Source organism: Acidovorax sp. FG42 (assembly GCF_057809195.1).
Genome location: NZ_JBMDJM010000002.1, coordinates 56,533 through 79,318, shown reverse-complemented (window position 1 = coordinate 79,318; position 22,786 = coordinate 56,533). Strand labels below are relative to the sequence as shown.

Here is a 22,786-nt window from a genome sequence, read left to right as displayed (position 1 = left end):
ATAATCCGGTGGTTCAGACACCCGGACTGCCCGGATGCCGCAATGCAAAACACCCAAATTTTATCGACCCAGCCCCCGCCGCCGGATTCCGCCCTGCCAGACAGGCCCGTGCGCAGCGTGCGGGCGGCTGCGGGCGCCGGGCCGGGCGGGCAGCCGCCACGCGGGCGGGCCCTGGTGTTCGATGCCTGCCAGGTGGGTGTGGTGCTGCGGGCCGTGCTGTTTGTGGAGGTGGTGGTGGGCGTGGGCGCCATGTACGGCGCCAGCAGCCCGTCCGCATGGCTGGCCAGCCTGGCGCTGCTGACCGGCGGCGCGCTGCCGGCCACGCTGGTGTGGCTGGTCACAGCCTGCAGCCTCAAGACGTTGCTGCAGCGCCTGTCCACCGCGCAGCAATATGCCGCCGGGGTGCTGCTGGGCGCCGTGGCCGGTGCCTATGCCTGCGCCATGCTGGCGCTGGTGGGCCTGTCGGCCTCGCCCCCCTGGCTGGCCAGCGCTGCCACCGGCGCTTTGCTGGCAGCCATGCTGGTGGCCGCGTTGGTGTTGCGCGCCCGGGGCCGCACCCCAGCCGCCACCACGGCGCGCCTGACGGAGCTGCAGTCGCGCATTCGCCCGCATTTTTTGTTCAACACCCTCAACAGCGCCATTGCGCTGGTGCGTGAGGAGCCAGCCAAGGCCGAGTCGCTGCTCGAAGACCTGTCGGACCTGTTCCGCGTGGCCCTCATCGAGCAGGGCGAATCCACCACGCTGGCCGAGGAGATCACCCTTGCGCGGCGCTACCTGGGCATTGAGCAGGTGCGTTTTGGCAACCGCCTGCAGGTGCAGTGGAACCTGGACCCGCGCACCGACAGCGCGCGCCTGCCCCCGCTGCTGCTGCAGCCGCTGGTAGAAAACGCCGTCAAGCACGGCGTGGAGCCCAGCGCCCGGGGCGGCAAGTTGCGGGTGCTGACCGAGCTGCGCGGCAACCGCGTGGTGGTGCGCATCACCAACACCCTGCCCCCCAAAGAGGGCAAACCCGGCAGGCACGATGAGCCCAGCACCCGGGGGCACGGCATCGCGCTGGCCAATGTGCGCGCGCGGCTGGCCTTGCTGCACGACGTGCAGGGCGAGTTCACCGCCGGTGTGCAGGACGGGCTGTACCAGGTGCGCATCACCCTGCCCGCTGCCGACCCCACGCCCCAGCCCACCTCCCGCCAGCGCAAGGCCCCACGCGGGCGTGGCGACCCACGCGGCAGCTCCCGCCGTGGCGTGGTCGCGCCCACCGAACCTACCCCCTCCAAACCCCATGAACATCCTGATCGTTGACGACGAAGCCCTGGCGCGCAGCCGCTTGCGCACCCTGCTGTCCGACTGCTCGGACATCCAGCGCTGCACGGTGGCCGAGGCCTCCAACGCCGCCGAGACCATGGCGCTGCTGGGCCCCACCGGGGGGCGTGCGTACGACCTGGTGCTGCTGGATATCCACATGCCGGGGCAGGACGGCCTGGCGCTGGCGCATGCGCTGCAGGCCCTGCCCCAGCCGCCGGCTGTGGTGTTTGTGACGGCCCATGCGGACCACGCCGTGAGCGCGTTCGAGCTGGACGCCGTGGATTACCTCACCAAACCCGTACGCCGCGAGCGCCTGCAGCAGGCCCTGGCCAAGGTGCAGCGCACCAGCCGCCAGGCAGGGCCCAGTGCCGTGCCCAGCCTGCCCGAAGGCGAGACTTTGCTGATCCAGGACCGGGGCCGCACCGAACGCCTGCCCCTGGCCGAGGTGCTGTACTTCAAGGCCGAGCAGAAGTACGTGACCGTGCGCACCACCACCCGCAGCTACATCATGGACGGCTCGCTGAGCGAGCTGGAAACCAAGTTTGCGCCGCGTTTTCTGCGCATCCACCGCAATGCCCTGGTCGCGCGCCGTGCCGTGCGCGCGCTGGAGAAGCACTACGACCCTGAAGAGGGCGAAGGCTGGGCCGTGCGGCTGCAGGGATCAACCGAACTGCTGGCGGTGTCGCGGCGGCAGGTGGCGGCCGTGCGCGAGGAACTGGCGCGCTAGCCGCGGGGCTGCACAGGCCTGTGGGGGCCTTGGAACACCCCTACGGATATTTTTGAGCCATTTTGGCCGATAGCGCTAGTTCCATATGCCTGAGCAGCTATCAATGAGATAGCAAACCTTCTGATGCTGCAGAAGGCTCAGCCACCAGCCGCCCTAACGCATCCACCCCCACCGGCGGGGTCGCCAGCCAGGGCAGCACGTAGGTACGCTGCGCCAGGCCGCTGGCAATGCGTGCCGTCTGCTGTTGCTCGCCCGCCAGCCGGGCCTGTAGCAGCGGGTCGCTGGTGCCCGTAGCGGCAACGCTTTTGTTGATGACCCAGGCCCAGGGCTCGATGCGGGCGCGGCGCAGGTCGTCTTGCAGCGCAGCGGCCTGGCTCACGGGCGTGACCTCGGGCAGCGTGACGATGACCACGTGGGTCATGTCCGCGTCCTGCAGGCGCATCAGCGGCGTGATGATGTGTTTGGCGTTCGCGCTGCCTTCGTACTGCTGCGTCATCTGCCGGTGGTAGGCGCCAGTTGCGTCCATCAGCAGCAGGCTGTGGCCGGTGGGGGCCGTGTCCAGCACCACAAAGGCACTGCGGGCCTCGTTCACCACGCGGCTGAAGGCATGGAACACGGCCACCTCTTCGGTGCAGGGTGACTGCAGGTCTTCCAGCAGCAGGGCCCGGCCTGCGTCGTCCAGCGCCTTGCCGCGCGTGGCCATGATCTTGTCGATGTAGGCCTGGGTCTCGGCGTGCGGGTCGATGCGCCCCACCTTCAAGCCCGGCAGGCTGCCGTCCAGCTGGCTCTGCACATGGGCCGCCGGATCGGTGGTGGTGAGGTGCACGCTGTGCCCACGCTGCACCAGCCCCACGGCCAGCGCGGCGGCAATGGTGGTTTTGCCCACGCCGCCCTTGCCCATCACCATGATCAGGCCGTGGCCCTTGGCGGCCAGCGCGTCGGCCAGGGCTGCGAGCGGCTCGGCCTGCAAGGGCGCTGCTGCGGTGGCGCTGTGCGCACTGGAAGGCACGTCGCCGCCGCCCAGCAAGGCCCTCAGCGCGGGCAGGCCCACCGTGTCAAAGGCGCGCAGCGGCACCTCGTCGCGCGGCAGTTGCGCCAGCGCATCTGGCATCTGCTCCAGGGCCTGGCGGCCCAAGGCCTCTATGGCGTCGGCCACCGCATCCTGCCCCGGCTGGCTGGCATGGAACACGCCGTTGATGGCCAGGCGCTGGTGGGCCAGGCCCAGGGCGCGTAGCTCCAGCGCGGTGCGCGCGGCCTCCTGCATGGGGCGGGGGTCGGGGCGAGTGACCAGCACCACGGTGGTCAGCGCCGAGTCGCTCAGTGCGGCCAAGGCAGCGTTGAAGCGGGCCTCCTGCATCTTGAGGCCCGAGTGCGGGCCCAGGCACGACGCCCCCCGGTCATTGCCCGCCAAAAATCCGGTCCAGGCCTTGGGCAGGCTCAGCAGGCGCAGGGTGTGGCCGGTGGGTGCGGTGTCGAACACCACATGGTCGAACTGGCGGCCCAGCGCATCGCCTTCGCTGGCCAGCAAGGCTGCGAATTCGTCGAACGCCGCGATCTCGGTGGTGCAGGCACCCGAGAGCTGCTCGCGCACGGTGGCGCGCTCTTCGCTGGTGGCCGTGGCCTCCAGCTGCGCCAGCACGCGCTGGCGGTAGGCTTCGGCCGCCGTGTCGGGGTCGATGTTGAGCATGTGCAGCCCCGGCACGCCCGGCACGGCTACCGGCTGGTTGGACAGCGGCACGCCCAGCATTTCATCCAGATTGGAGGCCGCATCGGTGCTGACCAGCAGCACCTGCCGCCCGGCATCCGCCAGGGAAATGGCCGTGGCGGTGGACAGCGAGGTTTTGCCCACTCCGCCCTTGCCGGTGAAGAACAGAAAACGCGTGGGCTGGGCGAGCAGGCCCAGGGAGACGGTGCTGGCGTGTGGAGCGGTCATGCGTCCAGCATGGCATAACCGCCTGGTACGGCCTTGAGCAAAGTCAAGGCCTCACCTCCCAGCACATCAATGCGCGTGCGCCGCCCCGCTCACCAACGTCACGATCACCATGCCCGCGATCAGCCAGGCAATCTGCGCAATGGTCTCCCTGGCCGTGAGGCGCTTTTGCAGCTGGGGGATCAAATCGGCCAGCGCCACGTACACAAAGCTGCTCGATGCCACGGCCAGGAAGTAGGGCAAAAAGTCTTGCAGCTGCCCCACCAGAAAGTAGCCCACCACGCCGCCCAGCGCCGTCACGGCGCCAGCCAGCGACACCTTCACCAGCGCCATGCGGCGGTTGGGGCTGGTTTGGCGCAGCACCACCAGGTCGCCCATGTGGTGCGGCACCTCGTGCGCCAGCACCGACACCGCGGCGATCACGCCCAGGCGGATGTCGGCCATGAAGGCGGACGCGATCAGGATGCCGTCGCCAAAACAATGCACGCTGTCGCCCGTCAGCACCGCCCAGCCGCCCGAACGGGGGCCGTGGTGATGGTGGTGGGCATGGCCATGGCTGTGGTCATGCGCGTGACCGTGGTTGTGCGGGGCGTGGCCGTGCGCTGCGGTTTCTGCATGGCTGTGCTCGTGCCCGTGGTGCCACAGCTCGGCCTTGTCGAGCAGGAAGAAGAACACCACACCCACCAGCAGGGTGGCAAACAGGTCGTGAGCACCGGCTTGGCTCTCGAACGCCTCGGGCAGCAGGTGCATGAAGGCCGTGGCCAGCAGGGCGCCCGCCGCCAGGCTCAGCAGGTGCTGCGGGCCCACGCTATCGCCCCGCCCGCCCAGACCCAGCCGCATGAGCAAGGCGGCCAGCCACACGCTGCCGATACCAGCGGCCAGGGTGGCCAGAATGATTGCTACCAATGTCATAGCTTGTTGCGCTTTATCTGTATGCCTTAAAACCTGTTCAAGCTCTGCACGCCCGATGCAAGATGAAAAAAGCCGCCCCGGGTGTGGGGCGGCTGTGGGTGGCCTGGTGGGCCGGGGGTTTGTGCATCAAATCACACCGTGCGTCTTGAACCAGGCCAGCGCACGCTTCCAGCCGTCTTCGGCCGCTTCCTTGCGGTAGCTGGCGCGGTAGTCGGCATGGAAGGCGTGCGGTGCATCGGGGTACACCACAAATTCCGACGCCTTGGCCTGCGGCGAGCCGCTGGACAAGGCCGCTTTCATCTTATCAACCGTGTCAAGGGGGATGCCGGTGTCTTTTTCACCATACAGACCAAGCACCGGCGCCTTGAGAATAGGCGCAAGGTCCACAGGGTGCTTGGGGGTGAGTTCGCTGGGCTGGCCTACCAGCCGTCCATACCACGCCACGCCAGCCTTGACGGGGCCATGGGCGGCATACAGCCAGGTGATGCGGCCGCCCCAGCAAAAGCCGGTGATCCCCACCCGGGCGCCATCGCCCCCATTGGCGGTGGCCCACGCCACGGCGCCATCCAGGTCGGCCATCACCTGGGCATCGGGCACCTTGGACACCACTTCGGCCATCAGCTTGGCGATGTCAGTGTAGGCAGAGGCGTCGCCCTGGCGCGCGTACAGCTGGGGCGCAATGGCCAGGTAACCCGCCTTGGCAAAACGGCGGCAGGTGTCGGCGATGTACTCGTGCACACCAAAAATCTCCTGAATCACCAGCACCACGGGCAGGCCGGTCTTGCCTGCGGGCGCCGCGCGGTAGGCGGGCACCTTGAAACCGTTGACCGTGAAGCTCACCTCCCCCACCGTCAGGCCGTCTGCCGGCGTGGCAATGGCCGTCTGCGCCATGATGGGCGCGGCTGCGGCCGCATAACCCAGGCCCAGCGCTGCCTGCAGCGCAGTGCGGCGCGTGGCGCCCGCTTCGGTGGTGCGGCCGGGCAACAGCGCTTGGGCGTCAGCATGGAGGTCGTCATTGAACATCGGTTTTCTCCAAAAGAAGGGATGGGCAAGGGGTGAAAAGTGCCAGCCCCGGAGTCTATGGGGTTTGCACCGCCTCCGCATTTTCGGATACCGGAAAACGGGGAGCGCTGCTAGACTTTCTGCGAGCACCTTCGTCAGGGGCCTGCGTCCACGGACCGCCACCACCCGGACGTCTGCTCGCCCATCCCTTTATTGTTGATTTTTTTCTCACCCCACCCGCCCGACCACTTTCCGCAGACCCTCGCAACGGCCCCAGCGCATGCCCCCTCACCCCACCCCCCTCCCCCTGCGCGGACAGCTGCTGGTCCGGCTGGTGGCCGGGATTTGTGGCGCCGGGGGCCTGGGGCTGCTGACCTGGGCCCTGGCCCGCCAGAGCATGGACCCCGCCATGCGCCTGGCCAGCGTGGGCGCCGGGCTGGGGCTGGTGGCCAGCGCCGTGCTGTGCTGGTGGCTCAGCCTGCGGCTGGTGGCCCTGCATGCCACCGCCAGCGCCGCCCAGGACGCCGCGCAGCGGGCCACCAACCAACTCTGCGCCACGCTGGACATCCTGCCCGACGGCCTGGCCATCTACGACGCCGACGACCGCCTGGTGCTATGCAATCCCCGGTACCGGGAAGTCAGCCCCGGCACCATGATGGCCGTCGAGTACGGCACCCGCTTTGAAGATGTGCTGCGCCGGGCGGCCGAGTCCGGCCACATCGTGGGCGCACGACAGGACACCAACGCCTGGCTGGCCGACCGCATGGCCCGCCACCGCGCCCCCGGCCAGCCCGAGGTGCAGGAGGTCGAGGGCGACCGCTGGATGCTCATCACCGAGCGCCTGCAAGAGGGGGGCGGCATGGTGGTGCTGCGCTCCGACATCACGGACGCGGTGCACAAGGAGCGTGCGCTCAAGCAGGCCCTGCACGACGCCGAACGTGCCGAGCGCAGCCTGCGCGAAGCCGTCAACGCCATGCCCGCCGGGCTGGACATCTACGACGAACAAGACCGGCTGGTGCTGTGCAATGACCAGATGGCGCGCCTGCGTCCGCACCTGCCCGTGGCGGAGTCCCTGGGCAAGACCTACGAAGAACTGCTGCGCGAAGGCCTGCGCTACGGCATCCCCGAAGAAGCCAAGGGCCAGGAAGAACTGTGGCTGGCCCACGAGCTGGCCATCCGGGGCCACCGGCCTGGCCCCGAGGTGCGCCACTACCCCAACGGCACGTGGATGCACATGCACGAATGCCGCACCCCGTCCGGCATGACGGTGTGCGTGCGCCTGGACATCAGCGACCTGATCGAACAGCGCCAGAAGGTCGAGGCCGCCCGCCAGGAAAGCCAGCGCATGCGCCAGCTGCTGGAGCGCGCAGTGGAGGCTCTGCCCGTGGGCATCGAGATCTTCGACGAGCAGGACCGGCTGGTGCTCTACAACCAGCAGCTGTCCCGCATGTACCCCTACATCGACTATGCCGAGCACCTGGGCAAGGGGTTTGTGGACATCCTGCGCTATTCGGTCTCGCGCGGCCTGATCCCGTCGGCCAAGGGACGCGAAGAGGCCTGGATCGCAGAGCGCCTGTCGGAGCATGGCAGCAGCACGTCCACCCTGGTGCAGCGCCTGAGCGACGGCCGCTGGATCAACATCTACGAAACCCGCACGCCCGAGAACTACGTGGTGGCCGTGCGGCTGGACATCACCAACCTCATCGAGCAACGCCAGGCCCTGGAGGCCGCCCAACAGGCCGCGCAGCAGGCGCGCCAGCTGCTGCAGGACGCCGTGGAGTCGCTACCCGAAGGGTTTGCCCTGTTCGATGCGGAAGACAAGCTCGTGGTGTGCAACGCCCAGTACCGGCGCCTGTACCCCATCTCGGCCCCCATGATCGTGCCCGGCAGCACGTTTGAACAGATCGCACGCTACGGCGCGGAGCGCGGCCAGTACCCCGATGCCGTTGGCAACGAAGAAGCCTGGCTCGCCCAGCGCATGGCCGACCACCGTGCGGCCAACCATGCCGTGCTGCAGCGCCTGCCCGAGGGCCGCTGGCTGCAGGCCGACGAGCGGCGCACCCCCCAGGGCGGCATCGCCGGTGTGCGCACCGACGTCACGCAACTGGTGCGCAAGGAACAGGAACTGGCCGCCGCCAACGCCAAGCTGGCCCTGCTGTCCACCACCGACGGCGTGACGGGCATTGGCAACCGCCGGCGCTTTGACGAGCGGCTGGCCACCGAATGGATGCGCTGCGGGCGGCACCAGCTGCCGCTGGCCGTGATCCTGATCGACATCGACCACTTCAAGCTCTACAACGACCACTACGGCCATCTGGCCGGTGACGAATGCCTGCGCCGCGTGGCGCAGCTGCTGCAGGGCACTATCCGCCGGGCCGACGAGGTGGCCGCGCGCTACGGCGGCGAGGAGTTTGTTCTGCTGCTGCCCGATGTGCCCCTGCCCGAGGCCGTGACGGTGGCAGAGCGCTGCATGGCCAGCCTGCGCGAGTCGGCCCTGGCCCACCCCCGCTCCCCCACGGCACCCTACATCACGGCGAGCATGGGCATTGCCAGCCTGGTGCCACGCCCTGGCACCAGTTCTGACACACTCGTGCACGCGGCCGATGCGGCCCTGTACCGCGCCAAGTACGGGGGGCGCAACCGCTTCGAGGTCTTCACGCCTCCGCAGTGACCGTGTTGCCTACGGGGGTAGCGACGGACTGAGCGGGTCCGCGCCGGGCCGTCGGTTTTTTACACGCTTCACCTTCTTCGCAGGACAACGCTGATGAACATTTTGCTCACCGGCTCCACGGGTTTTGTGGGCCGCACCGTGGCTGCCGCACTCACCCGGGCAGGACACCAGGTGCATGGCGGCGTATCGCCCCGCCACCGGTCACCCGGCGCCTTGCCGGTGCCCATGGACTTTGCGCGGGACACCTCGGCCCAGGCCTGGCTACCGCGCCTTGCGGGTATCGATGCCGTGGTCAACGCCGTGGGGGTGCTGCGCGACAGCCGTGCGCGCCCGATTGATGCCGTGCACCAGCACACGCCGGTCGCGCTGTTTGACGCCTGCGCCAAGGCGGGCGTACGGCGGGTTGTGCACGTCTCGGCACTGGGCATTGAAGGCAGCGCCACCCGCTACGCCACCACCAAACGCGCAGCAGACGCGCACCTGCTGGCGCTGGCCCAACGAGGGGCATTGCACCCGGCCATCCTGCGCCCCAGTGTGGTGTTTGGCAAAGGCGGTGACAGCAGCGCGCTGTTCATGAACCTGGCCCGCCTGCCGGTGGCACTGTTCCCCGGCCCCATGCTCACAGCGCGGGTGCAGCCCGTGTCGGTGCACGACCTGGCTGCCGCCATCGTTGCCCTGCTGGGCCCAGCCATCGCCACGCAGGGCATCGTCGAGTGCGCTGGCCCCGAGGCCCTGACCATGGGCGACTTCATTTCCAGCCTGCGCCAGCAACTGGGCCATGGCAAGGCGCATGTGCTGCGCCTGCCCGACCCGCTCACCCAGCTGAGTGCCCGCCTGGGCGATGCCGTGCCCAGCGTGCCCTGGTGCACCGAAACCCTGACCATGCTGGGTAGCGACAACGTGGGCAACCCTGCGTTGTTCGAACAGCTGCTGGGCCGCAAGGCAGTGCACTACAGCCAGCTGGTGGCGACTGCCTGGCGGTGACGCGCACAGCCTGGGCCCTCGTCACTGGGGCACGTAGTCCGACGGATACCGCAGCGAATCCACCAGCAGGTGCGACATGCGCATGCCCAGGTTGATGCCGTGGGGCGGAATAGGCTGGGTGAACCACTTGTCGTACAGGCGGTGCAGCTCCCGCGTCTGGATGAGCCGCCGCAGCTCGGCGTCGACCACGGCCTTGAGTGCTGGGTCGTTGCGCTCAAACGCCACCGCATAGGGCTCGATGGTCATGGGCTTGCCAATCACCTTCAGATCTTGTGGACGCGCATGGCTGGCACGCAGGCCATAGAGCAGCACATCGTCCATCGCGAAGCCGTCTACCTTGCCATCCACCACCCAGCCAAAGCCCTCGGCATGGTCCCGGGTGGGCTCGATGCGCAGGCGCACCGATTTGTTGGCGGCCTCGCGTGCCAGCGAATCGATGTTGGTGGTGCCCACCGTCGAGGCCACGGTCTTGCCGTCCAGGTCTTCAATGCGCTCGTAGGGGCGCTGGCTCTGCACCACGATGCGCGACGACGCAATGAAGTGCGCTATGGTGAAAGCCACCCGCTGCCTGCGCGCGGCCGTGTTGGTGGTGGAGCCGCATTCCAGGTCCACCTCGCCGCGCTCGATGGCCTCAAAGCGGTTGCCCGACGTGACCTGCCGGAAGTCCACCCGCAAATCCCGCCGCTGCAGATGGCGCCCGATGGCCTGCGCAATCTGCAGGCACACATCCACGCTGTAGCCCATGGGCACCCCGTTGGCCACGTAAGACATGGGCAAAGAGGACTCGCGGTGGCCGATGACCACCACCCCGGAGGCCTGGATGCGCTGTAGCGTCCTGCCCGGCGGCAGGGCAGAGAGCGCAGCGACGGTGGCAGACGCGCCTGCCTTGGGCAGTAACGATGGGCTAGCTGCCGCACCACTGCTCTGCGCCATGGCGCCCGCCATGGGCCCCATGGCACAGGCGATCAGCGCACACACCAGTCCCCGCCTCGGTAGGGTTGCTCCAAAGCCCATGGCTTACATCTCCTCAATCTGTGTGACTGCCGCCGTCGAAGTGGCCTTTGTTTGCCCTTTGCATCAGGCCCGGCAGGCGCGACAGCGCTACCGGTCTGCAGCGCAACGGCGCGAAGCCGCTACACCAACGCCCGCGGGGTGGAGGACACAGCGGTGGGTGACACTCCCGCGCCCATGGACCCGTACGCATGCCGCGCCAAGGCGGCCGCCAGCACCAGAGACGGGTTGACCAGCGTCAGCCCCTCCAGCCGGGAATGCTCCGACAGTGCCAGCGGAATCTCGGTGCAACCCATGATGAGCGTGGAGATCCCATAGCGCTGTTGCAACACCAGCGACACCGCCTCAAACCGCTGGCGGGCCAGTGCGTAGTTGCCGGCCTTCACGCCGTCATAGATGCCCTGCATTAACTGGTCACGTTCGCGCGGTTCGGGCACAAAGCAGTCGATGTCGCGGTGCTCCAGTTCGCGCTGGTACAAGCCCGCCTCGTACGCGCCTTGCGTGGCGAGCAGGCCCACGCCGTGCACCTTGCGCAGCGCCAGGTCGGCCGCCACTTCCTGCACCCCATGCAGCACCACCAACTGCGGGAAGCGCTGCTGCAGCAAACCATGCCAGGCATGGGCCGTGTTGCAGGCAATGGCCACCACGCGCGCGCCCAGCGCCGCCAGGCGACCCGTGGCCTGCAGCATGGGGTCCGCAGGCTGGTGGGCACCGGGCCGCGTGTCGTGCAGAGCGGCAGTGCGGTCGGGGATGGGTACCTGTGCCAGCCAGTGCTCAGGGTAAGCCTGATCGTGCACGGGGATGCCCAGCGCCGCCATGCGGTCGGTGCAGGCCTGCACGAACAGACGCACAAAGTCAGCACCTGCAGCAGGCCCCATGCCGCCCAAAATGCCCACCACCTGCGGGGCCTGGGGGTGCGGGGGGGACGGCAACATGCTCACGCTCATCACAGCGCAGGCTTATCGCTCTGGGCCACCAGGTTGTCGCGCAGCTCCTTGCTCATGGGCAGGTTGAGGTTCTGGCCGCGCGGGGGCACGGGCGACATGAACCACTTGGTGTAGAGCTTCTCGAACTCGCCCGACTTCATCATCCCGCCGATCACGCCGTTGACCAGCGCCTGGAATTGCGGGTCGTCCTTGCGCAGCATGCACGCATAGGGCTCCACCTGCAGCGAGTCGCCCACCACCACCCAGTCGGCCGGGTTGCGCGTGTTGCCCATCAATCCAAACAGCAGGATGTCGTCCATGGCAAAGGCCTCTGCACGGCCGGTGTCCACCAGCAGCAGCGAGTCCTCGTGGTCCTTGCCCAGCACGATGTCCATGTCCAGGTTGTTGTCGCGGTTGTACTTGCGGATCACCTGCGCGTTGGTGGTGCCCGAGGTACTGGCCACCTTTTTCTTGGCAAGGTCGGCGTAGTTCTTGACGCCCGAGGCCTTCTTGGTCAGCAGCCGGGTGCCGGTGTAGAAATAGTTGATGGCAAATTGCACGTCCTTGCCGCGCGCCGTGTTGTTGGTGGTCGATCCGCACTCCAGGTCCACGGTGCCGTTGGTCAGCAGCGGAATGCGGTTTTGCGAAGTCACGGCCTGCAGCTCCACCTTGATGGCGGGGTTGTTCAGGCGCTTCTTCACCGCATCGACGACGGCGTTGGAGATGTCCACCGACATGCCCACCGGGTTGCCCGGGCCCGCTAGGTAGCTGAAGGGCACGGACGACTCGCGGTAGGCCAGCGTGATCTTGCCGGTGTCGGCAATCTTCTTGAGGGTGTCGGCACTGGCCACGGTACTGGCCAGCACACCGGCGACCACGAGGACGGCAGCGGTGACAGCGGAGAGCTTCATGGGAATCCCTTTGCAAAAAAACAGGTGAACAGACAGTCGGACAGACGAGAAAACAGGACGCAGGGGCACTGTAAAAATTTGCGGCGGTCTTGAACAATTCATTTGCACGTGTCCACCATGATGAAAAGTTATGGCTCTGTTTCGGTGCGCATCCATGCACCATCGTGGACCGCCTCGCCCTCTTTTTGAACCATGGCGTCGGCAGCCCCCACTCCACCTCCACATGCTTGGCTGGACGCGTCAGGCGCCGACATGCGCATAACTTCCCGGCATGGCAAGGCACTGCTTTGGCATTGTTCAGCAGGTGCATCGCCCCCTACATTCGTTGGCACCTCCTCCAACCGTTTCACTCTCTCCGATGCAGGTATGTGTATTGGGCGCAGGCATCGTCGGCCTGGCCACGGCGTATGAACTTCAACAGCGCGGCCTGCAGGTCACCGTCATCGACCAGGCGCGGCCCGGCACGGGCGCCAGCGGTGGCAATGGCGCGCAGCTGAGCTACAGCTATGTGCAGCCACTGGCAGACGCCAGCATCTGGCGGCAGCTGCCTCGGCTGCTGCTGTCGCCCAGCTCGCCGCTCAAGCTGCGCCTGCAGTGGGACACCCACCAGTGGCGCTGGGGGCTGGAGTTTCTGCGCGCCTGCAACCGACCCACCTCTGAACGCAGCACCGCGCAGCTGCTGGCGCTGGCCGCCCTGAGCCGCCACCACTTCGAGGCCATGCTGCGGGCAGAAACTCTGGACTGCGACTTCTCCCGCACCGGCAAGCTGGTGCTGTACGACACCGCCACCGGCCTGGCCGCTGCGCAACGTCAGATGGACCTGCAGCGCCAGTGGGGCTGCGAACAACAGGCGGTGTCAGCACAGCGCTGCGCAGAGATCGAGCCCGCACTGCAGCACTACCAGCCGCGCATTGCCGGAGCCATCTACACCCCCAGCGAATGCGCTGCCGACTGCCTTATGGTCTGCCAAGGCTTGCAGGCCGTGCTGGCCGCACGGGGCGTGCGCTTTGTACTGGGTGCCACAGTTCAGGGCTTTGTGCGCAGGGGCTCGCGCATTGCTGCGGTGCGGACCAGTGCAGGCGCCATCGAGGCGCAGCAGTTTGTGCTGGCCCTGGGCAGCCGCAGCCACCAGGTGACGCAGACGCTAGGCTTTCGCCTGCCCGTGTACCCCCTCAAGGGCTATAGCATCACACTCGATACCAGCCCGGCGCCATCGGCTGCGCCTCGCGTCAATGTGACCGACGCTGCACGCAAGGTGGTGTTTGCGCGCATCGGCCAGCGCCTGCGGGTGGCGGGCATGGCCGAACTGGTAGGGCACGATGCCCGCATACCTGCCGCGCGCATCCAGAGCCTGCGCGACGCCACACGCGCCGTCTTCCCCCACTGCCATCAAGGCGGGGAGCTGCATGCCTGGACCGGCATGCGCCCCGCCACGCCCACCGGGCTCCCGGTGGTGGGCCGGAGGGCGGACGCGCCCGACAACCTATTGCTGAACACAGGCCATGGGTCTTTGGGGTTCACGCTGTCGTTTGGCACGGCGGCACAGGTGGCCGAGCTGCTGGCACCCGCCTAATCCCATCGGACTCACAACCGCGCTCCAGCGCTCTATAGCAACCTAAGGTGCCGCCCGCCTCGGCGGGGCGAGCGTTCATTCCACCTCAGGCTGCAGGCCCACCGCTTCCAGCGTCTCTGCCACCGCCTGGCGCATGCATTGCGTCATGGCACTGGCCAGCAGTGAGCTGGGCCGGTTCACGGTGCGCAGGGACTTGATGGGCACGGCAATGTGCGGCGCGAGCGCCAGCACATCCACCTTGCTGGGGTCGGCCGATGCCGCCGTGCAGGCATCCACCAGCGCCACCGCGTGACCATGGTGTGCCAGTGCCAGCGCCGCATGGTAGGTCTGCACCGTGAACGCTGTCTGCAGGCCCACGCCCGCCTCGCGGCACGCGTGGTTGACCACCGTGCCGATGGGGTCGCGCACATCCAGCCGCACCACCGGTGTGTCTGCCAGGTCGGCCAGATGCACCACACCGGCCGCCACCAACGCAGCACCCAGCATGCCCTTGGGCGCCACACACACCATGCGCCCATCGGCCAGATGCTCCTGCGTCAGCGCGGGGTGGGCGATGGCGCTGAACACAAAGCCCACATCCGCCTCCTGCAGAACCAGGGCCGAGACGATCTGGGGCGAGTGCAGCGCGTCGATGGTCACCTGCACATCCGGGTGCTTTTTCCTGAAAAAACGCAACGCACGCGGCAGCACCTCGTAGCTCAGCGCCAGCACGCTCAGGATGTGTAGCTCCCCTTCGCGCCGGTCGCTCTTGAGGCTGTTGGCCAGGCGCTGCACATCATCCAACTGGGTGAACAGGCGCTCGATGTGCGGGTACAACGTCTGCGCCTCGGTGGTGGGCACCAGCTTGCCCTTGAGCCGGTGAAACAGCGGAAAGCCCAGCTGCAATTCGGCATGCGCCAGGATGCGGCTGACCGCAGGCTGCGTGACGTTGATGAGGCGGGCCGCCGCGCTCACGCTGCCGGTGAGCATGACGGCGTTGAAAACTTCTATGTGGCGAAGGCGCATCAACTAACAATGCAAGGAACAGGCCCGATGCGCAATCCTTGCATCCACCCATTGCGACCCCAACGGGGACAGCACACTAGAGCAGCGCGATGGTCAGAGCGACATCGACGGCCGCTGCGCCATGGCTGCACGCCAGCGCAGCAAGTGCGGGTGCTGCTCGCCGGGCTTGTGCTTGACCACTCGCGCAAAATCCACCGCCACCACGGCCGTGATGTCGGCCACGCTGAAACGGCCAGTGGCAACAAAGTCGCGGCCCGCCAGGCGTTCGTTGAGCAGCTGAAAGAACTGCCCCACACGCACCAGCCCACGCTCGGCCAGGGCCGGGATTTGCGGGTAGTCCACCGCGCCAGGCAATGCCCGGTTGGCCATGGCGGGCGCGCTGTTGCGCAGCGCCTCGGCAATGGCCTGCAGGCCCTCGAACTCCATGCGCCAGTTCCAGCTCGCAATCTCGGCCTTTTCTGCGGGCGTCTCGCCCAGCAGTGCGGGCTGCGGGTAGCGCGCCTCCACATAGGCCGTGATCGCCGCGTTGTCGGTCAGCAGCAAGCCGTCTTCGGCGCGCAGCGCAGGTACTGTGCACTGTGGGTTGATCTGGCGGTAGGCCTCGCCCAGTTGCTCGCCGCTGCGCAGGTCCACCTGCACGGTGTCGTGGGCCACGCCCTTTTCTGCCAGCAGGATGCGCGCACGGCGCGGGCTGGGGGCGGTGGAGCAGTCGTATAGGGTGATCATGGAGAGGCCTTGAAAAAAACTCAGCGTGTGGGGGAAGAAGTTGCTGCTGCTGCCTCGATCTTGTCCTGCGTCTTGGTGTCAAAGTCGCTCGCGTCATGCCGCTCGCGCAACTGGCTGGCCGGGTCGCCCTGCACGCGGTTCACCTTGCGCCCCCGCTGCACCGCCGGGCGCTTGGCCACCTGCTCGGCCCAGCGCACCACATGCGTGTATTCGTGCACCTGCAAAAACTCGCCTGCGTTGTAGGCCTGCCCTTTCACCAGCAAGCCATACCAGGGCCAGATCGCAATGTCGGCCACCGTGTATTCATCGCCCGCCACGTACTCCGTCACGGCCAGGCGCTGGTTCAGCACATCTAACTGGCGCTTGGCCTCCATGGCATAGCGGTCAATGGCGTACTCGATCTTGACCGGCGCGTAGGCATAAAAATGCCCAAACCCGCCGCCTACAAACGGCGCACTGCCCATCTGCCAGAACAACCACGACAGGCACTCCGCCCGCGCCGCGCCATCCTTGGGCAAAAAGGCGCTGCCGAACTTCTCGGCCAGGTACATCAGGATGGCGCCGGACTCGAACACCCGCACCGGGTGGGCGGGGTCGGTGCGGTCCAGCAGCGCGGGGATCTTGGAGTTGGGGTTCACAGACACAAACCCGCTGCCAAACTGCTCGCCCTCGTTGATGCGAATCAGCCACGCGTCGTAATCCGCCCCGCTGTGGCCCAGCGCCAGCAGCTCTTCCAGCATGACAGTGACTTTTACGCCATTGGGCGTGCCCAGCGAGTAGAGCTGCAGCGGGTGCTTGCCCACGGGCAGCTCTTTATCGTGCGTGGCCCCGGCGACGGGGCGGTTAATGCTGGCGAACTGGCCGCCGTTTTCTTTGTTCCATTGCCAGATGGCGGGTGGGGTGTAGGGGGTGGGGTCGGGCATTTGGAGCTCCAAGCAAATTGGAAGGGTATGGCTGTATGGCTGGTTGTCTGATGAGCTTAGCGAGGTAAATCCTAGGCTGCCGGGCTAGACCGACTATTTGGCCGAATGGCTTGCCGTCGGGCAGGAACGACCAGTCTCGATTCGTTGGAGTGATCCACGTTCGTAGTCTGTGAAGCGCACAATGCAGGTGGCAGCTGTCATCGAAAAAGTTGACTCAGACATGGCAAGCGGACGCTCAACATTAGACCTCCGAGGTGTTGTACATGAGCGCCGCACACAGGTCGTCATCCACCTAACGACAAAGTGACACGAAAGGCACTCCCACTTCCTTGCGAGATGCCTCGCAGTCTGTTCGGGATAAGCCACTTATCTAGCTTGGTATTCGGATCAGTCTGACGAAAACTGTCGTACATCTCCATGTCCCAAAGCGCGCAATGCTTTATTTGTACGGTTGTTTCGAGGTGGATAGTCGTTCGGTCTAGCCCAACCCACGGCCTCGCCAAGCGAACTTTGGCCCAGACGCGGAAAGTTCCACTGCTCGTCGTTAGTTACGATCCACAAGCGTTCCGTCATGTTGGCTGGCGAGGTCCCCCAAATAAGGAATGACCACATGTCGCGTAGCGATTTTTTTTCACCACGGTCCAAATTCCACAACCAGTTGGCCAAGCGATGTGCCCGTTGTTCTAAAGTTTCCCGGTAGCCTTCAGGCAATCCGAAAAACTTGTTCTTGACTTGGCGCGCATGCATTTTGAAGGCATTGACGCCCATCATCGCATCCCTGAACTCCTCGAAAGTCCAAGTTGCAATCCGCTCCTTTGTAAACAAGTCCTGCATATTGGGTGCGGTATTGGCAATAAAAATTCCCTCCCCGTGCGGCGCTTCAACAAGCGAAGCCCACCACTTCGCCGCTTCTATCAAAGCCCCTTTTTTGTCAACTCGATTTTTTTCGAAAAAACGGTTCACACGTTCATGGCTGCGTGCAGAGTCATCCTCATCTTCTTTCTCTCTGACTCGGACGTAGTAATACGCATGAAGAAACTGATCGAAGTGCACTGTATCGTTTGCATTTTCAGCAACCCAATGCGGGCGCAGATTCAAAGCTATAAATTCTTGGCGCAAACCACGAAGTAGCTCGAGAGTATGTTCCCACTCAAGTGCGAACAGACTGAGCTTGGTGCTGGCGCTTGGAGAGGTCAAACCGCCATGCTCGGGAAATCTCTTCGTCACTTCATCAAATTTACTCTTGAGCTTTGCATGCTCTCGGTCCACAGAGTTGGAAGCAACCTGGATTTGCTTGAGATCTCGAATCAGCTCTGCATCCAACGGTTTCGATATTTGACGAACCCTGTCAAACAACATTTCTAACTGAAGTTGCACCGGAGTTCCCAATATCTCCTCGTCCTCATAGAAGACTCCGCACTCCACGTTCGCTGACCAAGCTCTTTGCGTCAAGTTGGCGGAGCCGATGTATGCGCCGAACCCGTGCCACCAGATGACCTTAGGGTGGTAATGCCCTTTTACCAAGTAGCACCTTGCGGAAAACGGACCTGCATTCAACAGCTTTTCCATCACTGCTATCGCCACTGCTTGATCTTCGTCCAGCAGACCGTAGAAATCTAGAAACAGCTTGTTCTCCAAACAATGGTCAAAGAACGGGGAGTTGCCCGTGGCATAAGCCACCGTTGCTGTCACGCGCTCGCATGAAGACGTGGCTGCATTCATGAGGTCGAGCATCCACACACCATTTATCTCCCCCATCACCAACTTCATAGAGTCCCCTATATTTAACTGAAGCACTTGTCCAAGCACATTCGGCTTTATCCCGATCGCAAAGGGAGAGCGCAAAAACACTCAAAGCCGCCTCTTACTATCGCTCCCGGCTCAGTGCGCCTTGTCCCAGTTCGCCCCCACCCCCACCTCCGCCAGTAGCGGCACCTTCAGCGCCGCCACTTCCGCCATCAGGCGCGGGATGTGGGTCTTGAGCCAGTCCACTTCGCTCTCGGGCAGCTCGAACACCAGTTCGTCGTGCACCTGCATGATCATCTTGATGTCCGGCTTGTGGGCGTCCAGCTCCTTTTGCACGGCCACCATGGCCAGCTTGATCAAGTCCGCCGCCGTGCCTTGCATGGGTGCGTTGATCGCGGCGCGTTCGGCCCCGGCGCGGCGGGGGCCGTTGGGGGAGTTGATCTCGGGCAGGTACAGGCGGCGGCCAAACACGGTTTCGACATAGCCCATGGATTTGGCGGCGGCCTTGGTGTCGTCCATGTACTGCTTCACGCCGGGGTAGCGCTGGAAGTATTTGTCGATGTACGCAGCGGCGGCCTTGGTCTCGATGCCTAAGTTCTTGGCCAGGCCAAAGCTGCTCATGCCGTAGATGAGTCCGAAGTTGATGACCTTGGCGTAGCGGCGTTGCTCGCTGGTGACCTGATCCACCTCCACCCCAAACACCTCGGCAGCGGTGGCGCGGTGCACGTCCAGCCCGGCGTGGAAGGCGTGCAGCAGCGAGTGGTCGCCACTCAGGTGGGCCATGATGCGCAGCTCGATCTGCGAGTAGTCGGCACTCGCAATCACGCGGCCTGCGGGGGCCACGAAGGCTTCGCGCACGCGACGGCCTTCGGGGGTGCGGATGGGGATGTTCTGCAGGTTGGGGTCGTTGCTGGACAAGCGGCCCGTGACGGCCACGGCCTGCGCGTAGTGCGTGTGCACGCGGCCGGTGCGTGGCAGCGCCAGTTGGGCGAGCTTGTCGGTGTAGGTGCCTTTGAGCTTGACGAGGCCCCGGTGCTCCAGCAGCTTGGCGGGCAGGGGGTAGTCCTCGGCCAGCTTTTCCAGCACTTCTTCGTCGGTGCTGCGGGCGCCGGTGGCGGTCTTCTTCACCACGGGCATGCCCAGCTTGTCGAAGAAGATTTCGCCCAGTTGCTTGGGGCTGCTCAGATTGAAGGGCTGGCCTGCAATCTCATACGCCTCGGTTTCGAGCTGCAAGATGCGCTGGCCCAGCTCGTGGCTTTGGGCGGCCAGCGTGGGCGCGTCAATCAGCACGCCGTTGCGTTCAATGCGGTACAGGGCTTCGCTGCTGGCAATCTCCAGTTCGTAGATAAAGCGCAGTTTGTCGTCCGCCTGCAGCAGAGGCCACAGGGCGTTGTGAACGTCCAGGGTCTGGTCGGAGTCTTCGCACGAGTAGGCGGCGGCCTTGTCCACCGGCACTTGGGCAAACGGGATCTGGTGCGCCCCCTTGCCACACAGGTCTTCGTAGGTGATGCCTTTGCGGCCGGTGTGGCGTTCGGCCAGGCTGGTCAGGTTGTGGGGCTTGTGCACTTCGAGCACGTAGCTTTGCAGCATGGTGTCGTGCGCGTAGCCCTGCACTTCGATGCCGTGGTTGGCGAATACATGGCGGTCGTACTTGATGTGCTGGCCCAGCTTGTGGTGCTTGGGGTCTTGCAGCCAGGGCTTGAGGCGGGCGAGCACTTCCTCCAGAGGCAACTGCGCGGGGGCGTCGGGCCCTTCATGGCGCAGGGGGATGTAGGCGGCTTCGCCGGGCTGCACGCTGAAAGAGATGCCGACGATTTGCGCGCGCATTTCGTCGAGCGAATCGGTTTCGGTGTCGATGGCAGTCAGCGGGGCCTTGTGCAGGCGCTCCAGCCACTGGTCAAAGTCAGCCCAGTTGAGGATGGTGTCGTACACCACCGTGCGGTGCTGGGCTTCTTCGGCCACGGTGCTGGCGGAGTGGTCGGCAAACAGATCGCCGCTTTGGCCGGGCATGGCGACGGTGGGGGCTGTAGCGGCGGGAGCCGCTGCACCCTTGATCGCGCTGGCCAGGCCCTTAAATCCATACTTTTCGTAAAACGGCAGCAGGCCGGTGTTGTCCGGCGTGTCCAGCGTGATGTCATCAAACGCGGGCAACCCGGGGATGTAGTCGGCCAGCGCGCAGTCGGTCTTCATGGTGACCAACTGGCGGCTCAAGGCCAGCTGGCCGCTGGCAATGGCCTCACGCAGGTTGTTGCCCGCCACGCCCTTGATGGCATCGGCGTTGGCAATCAGGTTGTCGAGCGAGCCATATTCTTCCAGCCACTTGGCGGCCGTCTTGGGCCCCACCTTGGTCACACCGGGCACGTTGTCCACAGCGTCGCCCACCAGCGCCTGGTAGTCCACCATCAGCGCGGGCGGCACGCCAAACTCTGCCGTCACGCCCGCCACATCGCGGCGCTTGCCGCTCATGGTGTCGATGATGGTGATGTGCTCGTTGACCAGCTGGCTCAGGTCTTTGTCGCCGCTGGACACGATTACTTCAATGCCCTGCGCTGCGGCCGTGTGGGCCAGGGTGGCGATCACGTCGTCGGCCTCCACGCCGGGCACGGCCACCACCTTCCAGCCCAGCAGGTCCACCACCTGGTGGATGGGCTCGATCTGGCTGCGCAGGTCGTCGGGCATGGGCGAGCGCGTGGCCTTGTATTCGGTGTACAGCGCGTCGCGGAAGGTGGGGCCCGAGGCGTCGAACACGCACACGGCGTAGTCGGCCGTCACCTCTTTGCGCAGGGCCTGCATCATGTTGATCATGCCGCGAATGGCACCGGTGGCAGGGCTTGTAGGGTCGCCCGGCACGGCCCGCAGGTCGGGCATGGCGTGGAAGGCGCGGTAGAGGTAGCTGGAGCCGTCCACCAGCACCAGGGTCTTTTTGTTGCTCATCCGGCAATTGTGCACGGGCAGCGCCCGCCGGGCGGCGCTCTACAATCGCCCGATGCGCGCTGTTCACCTTCTCCTGCTGCTGGGCATGGCCTGCGGCAATGCCCTGGCCCAAACCCCGTCCCCATCCCCCGCTGCCACCACCGCAGGCGCTGGTAACCAGCGCGATGCGCTGCCCGATCCCGAGCCCCTGTCTGGTCGCACCAACCAGCGCACGGAGCGCATCCAGATCGAAGACGCAGGCAGCCGTGTGGACGAGCTGCGGGTCGGCGGGCAAACCCAGAACATCTCGGTGCAGCCCAAGACCGGCAACCTGCCCGCCTACGAAGTGCAGTCGCCTGATGGCGCGCGCAGCCGCGCCGGTGGCAACAATGGCGCTGAAACCACCACGGCGCCCCGCGTCTGGAACGTGTTCAAGTTCTGATGGGTGGCAGGGTGGCGCGCACGCACTGCGTTGCCACCGGTTGACCCCCGCCCGTTGTCCTGCCCCTTCCCCTTCTCTCTTTTCTTCGACCCCCTGAGCGATGGCCGTTTTTACCGAAGTCTCCAATCCCGAGGCGCGCGAGTTGCTGCGCCGTTTGCAACTGGGCGAGCTGGTGGAGCTGCGCGGCATTGAGGGCGGCATCGAGAACACCAACTACTTTCTGACCAGCGACCAGGGCGAGTTCGTGCTGACACTGTTCGAGCGCCTCACGGCCGAGCAGCTGCCTTTCTACCTGTACCTGATGAAGCACCTGGCGCACGGCGGCGTGCCCGTGCCCGACCCGCGTGCCGACAAGAACGGAGACATCCTGCACACCGTGTGTGGCAAACCCGCCGCCGTGGTCAACAAGCTGCGCGGCAAGAGCCAGCTGGCCCCGCAGGGCGTGCACTGCGCGGCCGTGGGCACCATGCTGGCCCGCATGCACCTGGCGGGCCGCGACTTTGACCGCCACCAGCCCAACCTGCGCGGGCTGCCCTGGTGGAACGAGACGGTGCCGGTGGTGCTGCCCCACATTGACGACGCACAGGCCGCATTGCTGCGGTCCGAGCTGGCCTACCAGAACCATGTGGCCGCCAGCTCCGCCTATGCCGCCCTGCCGCGCGGGCCCGTGCATGCCGACCTGTTCCGCGACAACGTGATGTTCGAGGGGGAAGAGCTGACGGGCTTCTTCGACTTCTACTTTGCAGGGGTGGACACCTGGCTGTTTGACCTGGCCGTGTGCCTGAACGACTGGTGCATCGACCTGCCCACCGGCGCCCACGATGCCGAGCGCGCCACGCGCATGCTGGACGCTTACCAGGCCGTGCGTCCGCTGACGGCCGCCGAGCGCGAGTTGCTGCCCGCCATGCTGCGCGCAGGGGCCTTGCGGTTCTGGATCTCGCGTCTGTGGGACTTCTACCTGCCGCGCGAGGCCTCCATGCTCAAACCCCACGACCCCACGCACTTCGAGCGCGTGCTGCGCGGGCGCCTGGCCCTGCCCGTACGCGCGGGCTGATCCCACCACAGGCGGGCAGCCTCTAACC

At 65.8% G+C, this 22,786-nt stretch carries 18 protein-coding genes; 7 read left to right on the top strand and 11 right to left on the bottom strand.

The genetic code is table 11. From position 1 onward, the window contains the following. The first annotated feature begins 42 nt into the window (after nucleotides 1-42). Together ACODSM_RS02955 and ACODSM_RS02950 are read left to right on the top strand one after the other, a co-directional pair. Nucleotides 43-1,299 (top strand): sensor histidine kinase, encoded by a 1,257-nt coding sequence (locus ACODSM_RS02955; protein ID WP_488804281.1) that lies wholly within the window; start codon nucleotides 43-45, stop codon nucleotides 1,297-1,299. Then, on the top strand, nucleotides 1,280-2,029 hold the full coding sequence (locus tag ACODSM_RS02950; RefSeq protein ID WP_488804280.1) for a LytR/AlgR family response regulator transcription factor: 750 nt from the start codon (nucleotides 1,280-1,282) through the stop codon (nucleotides 2,027-2,029). Before ACODSM_RS02955 ends, ACODSM_RS02950 begins: the two co-directional genes overlap by 20 nt. A gap of 100 nt (nucleotides 2,030-2,129) precedes the next feature. Here ACODSM_RS02950 and arsA read toward each other — a convergent pair whose 3' ends face one another. From arsA to ACODSM_RS02935, 3 genes are all read right to left on the bottom strand, one after another. Beyond that, entirely contained in the window at nucleotides 2,130-3,962 is a 1,833-nt protein-coding gene (gene arsA / locus ACODSM_RS02945) for an arsenical pump-driving ATPase (RefSeq protein ID WP_488804279.1), read from the bottom strand. A gap of 66 nt (nucleotides 3,963-4,028) precedes the next feature. Next, nucleotides 4,029-4,871: a ZIP family metal transporter gene (locus tag ACODSM_RS02940; protein ID WP_488804278.1), complete on the bottom strand. Its 843-nt coding sequence runs from the start codon at nucleotides 4,869-4,871 to the stop codon at nucleotides 4,029-4,031. A gap of 126 nt (nucleotides 4,872-4,997) precedes the next feature. Further along, the gene (locus tag ACODSM_RS02935) at nucleotides 4,998-5,894 is read right to left on the bottom strand and encodes a dienelactone hydrolase family protein (protein ID WP_488804277.1); all 897 of its coding nucleotides are present in this window, start codon (nucleotides 5,892-5,894) and stop codon (nucleotides 4,998-5,000) included. Nucleotides 5,895-6,153: 259 nt separating this feature from the next. Between ACODSM_RS02935 and ACODSM_RS02930 the strand changes: the two genes are divergently transcribed. Continuing rightward, complete coding sequence (locus ACODSM_RS02930) at nucleotides 6,154-8,544, top strand: sensor domain-containing diguanylate cyclase (protein ID WP_488804276.1); 2,391 nt, start codon at nucleotides 6,154-6,156, stop codon at nucleotides 8,542-8,544. Nucleotides 8,545-8,637: 93 nt separating this feature from the next. After that, complete coding sequence (locus ACODSM_RS02925; RefSeq protein ID WP_488804275.1) at nucleotides 8,638-9,528, top strand: NAD-dependent epimerase/dehydratase family protein; 891 nt, start codon at nucleotides 8,638-8,640, stop codon at nucleotides 9,526-9,528. Between the two features lie 21 nt (nucleotides 9,529-9,549). Here the strand turns inward: ACODSM_RS02925 and ACODSM_RS02920 are convergent, their stop codons facing one another. The 3 genes from ACODSM_RS02920 to ACODSM_RS02910 form a co-directional block, all read right to left on the bottom strand. After that, the gene (locus ACODSM_RS02920) at nucleotides 9,550-10,542 is read right to left on the bottom strand and encodes an amino acid ABC transporter substrate-binding protein (RefSeq protein ID WP_488804274.1); all 993 of its coding nucleotides are present in this window, start codon (nucleotides 10,540-10,542) and stop codon (nucleotides 9,550-9,552) included. Between the two features lie 119 nt (nucleotides 10,543-10,661). Next, on the bottom strand, nucleotides 10,662-11,474 hold the full coding sequence (locus tag ACODSM_RS02915) for an aspartate/glutamate racemase family protein (RefSeq protein WP_488804273.1): 813 nt from the start codon (nucleotides 11,472-11,474) through the stop codon (nucleotides 10,662-10,664). 11 nt (nucleotides 11,475-11,485) lie between these two features. Continuing rightward, nucleotides 11,486-12,376 (bottom strand): amino acid ABC transporter substrate-binding protein, encoded by an 891-nt coding sequence (locus tag ACODSM_RS02910; RefSeq protein ID WP_209817228.1) that lies wholly within the window; start codon nucleotides 12,374-12,376, stop codon nucleotides 11,486-11,488. 358 nt (nucleotides 12,377-12,734) lie between these two features. On the opposite strand from ACODSM_RS02910, the gene ACODSM_RS02905 reads away from it, so the two are divergent. Next, nucleotides 12,735-13,949, top strand: a complete 1,215-nt coding sequence (locus ACODSM_RS02905; RefSeq protein WP_488804272.1) for a D-amino acid dehydrogenase — start codon at nucleotides 12,735-12,737, stop codon at nucleotides 13,947-13,949. 75 nt (nucleotides 13,950-14,024) lie between these two features. Here ACODSM_RS02905 and ACODSM_RS02900 read toward each other — a convergent pair whose 3' ends face one another. From ACODSM_RS02900 to polA, 5 genes are all read right to left on the bottom strand, one after another. Then, nucleotides 14,025-14,954: a LysR family transcriptional regulator gene (locus ACODSM_RS02900; RefSeq protein ID WP_488804271.1), complete on the bottom strand. Its 930-nt coding sequence runs from the start codon at nucleotides 14,952-14,954 to the stop codon at nucleotides 14,025-14,027. Nucleotides 14,955-15,047: 93 nt separating this feature from the next. Then, nucleotides 15,048-15,680, bottom strand: a complete 633-nt coding sequence (locus ACODSM_RS02895) for a glutathione S-transferase family protein (protein WP_488804270.1) — start codon at nucleotides 15,678-15,680, stop codon at nucleotides 15,048-15,050. Between the two features lie 20 nt (nucleotides 15,681-15,700). Continuing rightward, complete coding sequence (gene yghU / locus ACODSM_RS02890; protein WP_488804269.1) at nucleotides 15,701-16,603, bottom strand: glutathione-dependent disulfide-bond oxidoreductase; 903 nt, start codon at nucleotides 16,601-16,603, stop codon at nucleotides 15,701-15,703. Nucleotides 16,604-16,990: 387 nt separating this feature from the next. Next, nucleotides 16,991-18,373, bottom strand: coding sequence for a phospholipase D family protein (locus tag ACODSM_RS02885; protein WP_488804268.1), 1,383 nt, complete (start codon nucleotides 18,371-18,373; stop codon nucleotides 16,991-16,993). 111 nt (nucleotides 18,374-18,484) lie between these two features. Then, a complete protein-coding gene (gene polA, locus ACODSM_RS02880) occupies nucleotides 18,485-21,283 on the bottom strand; it encodes a DNA polymerase I (RefSeq protein WP_488804267.1) in 2,799 nt (932 codons plus the stop codon). Nucleotides 21,284-21,335: 52 nt separating this feature from the next. Between polA and ACODSM_RS02875 the strand changes: the two genes are divergently transcribed. After that, nucleotides 21,336-21,704, top strand: a complete 369-nt coding sequence (locus tag ACODSM_RS02875; RefSeq protein ID WP_056747503.1) for a hypothetical protein — start codon at nucleotides 21,336-21,338, stop codon at nucleotides 21,702-21,704. A gap of 100 nt (nucleotides 21,705-21,804) precedes the next feature. Continuing rightward, complete coding sequence (locus tag ACODSM_RS02870) at nucleotides 21,805-22,758, top strand: homoserine kinase (protein ID WP_476017139.1); 954 nt, start codon at nucleotides 21,805-21,807, stop codon at nucleotides 22,756-22,758. Nucleotides 22,759-22,786: the final 28 nt, after the last annotated feature.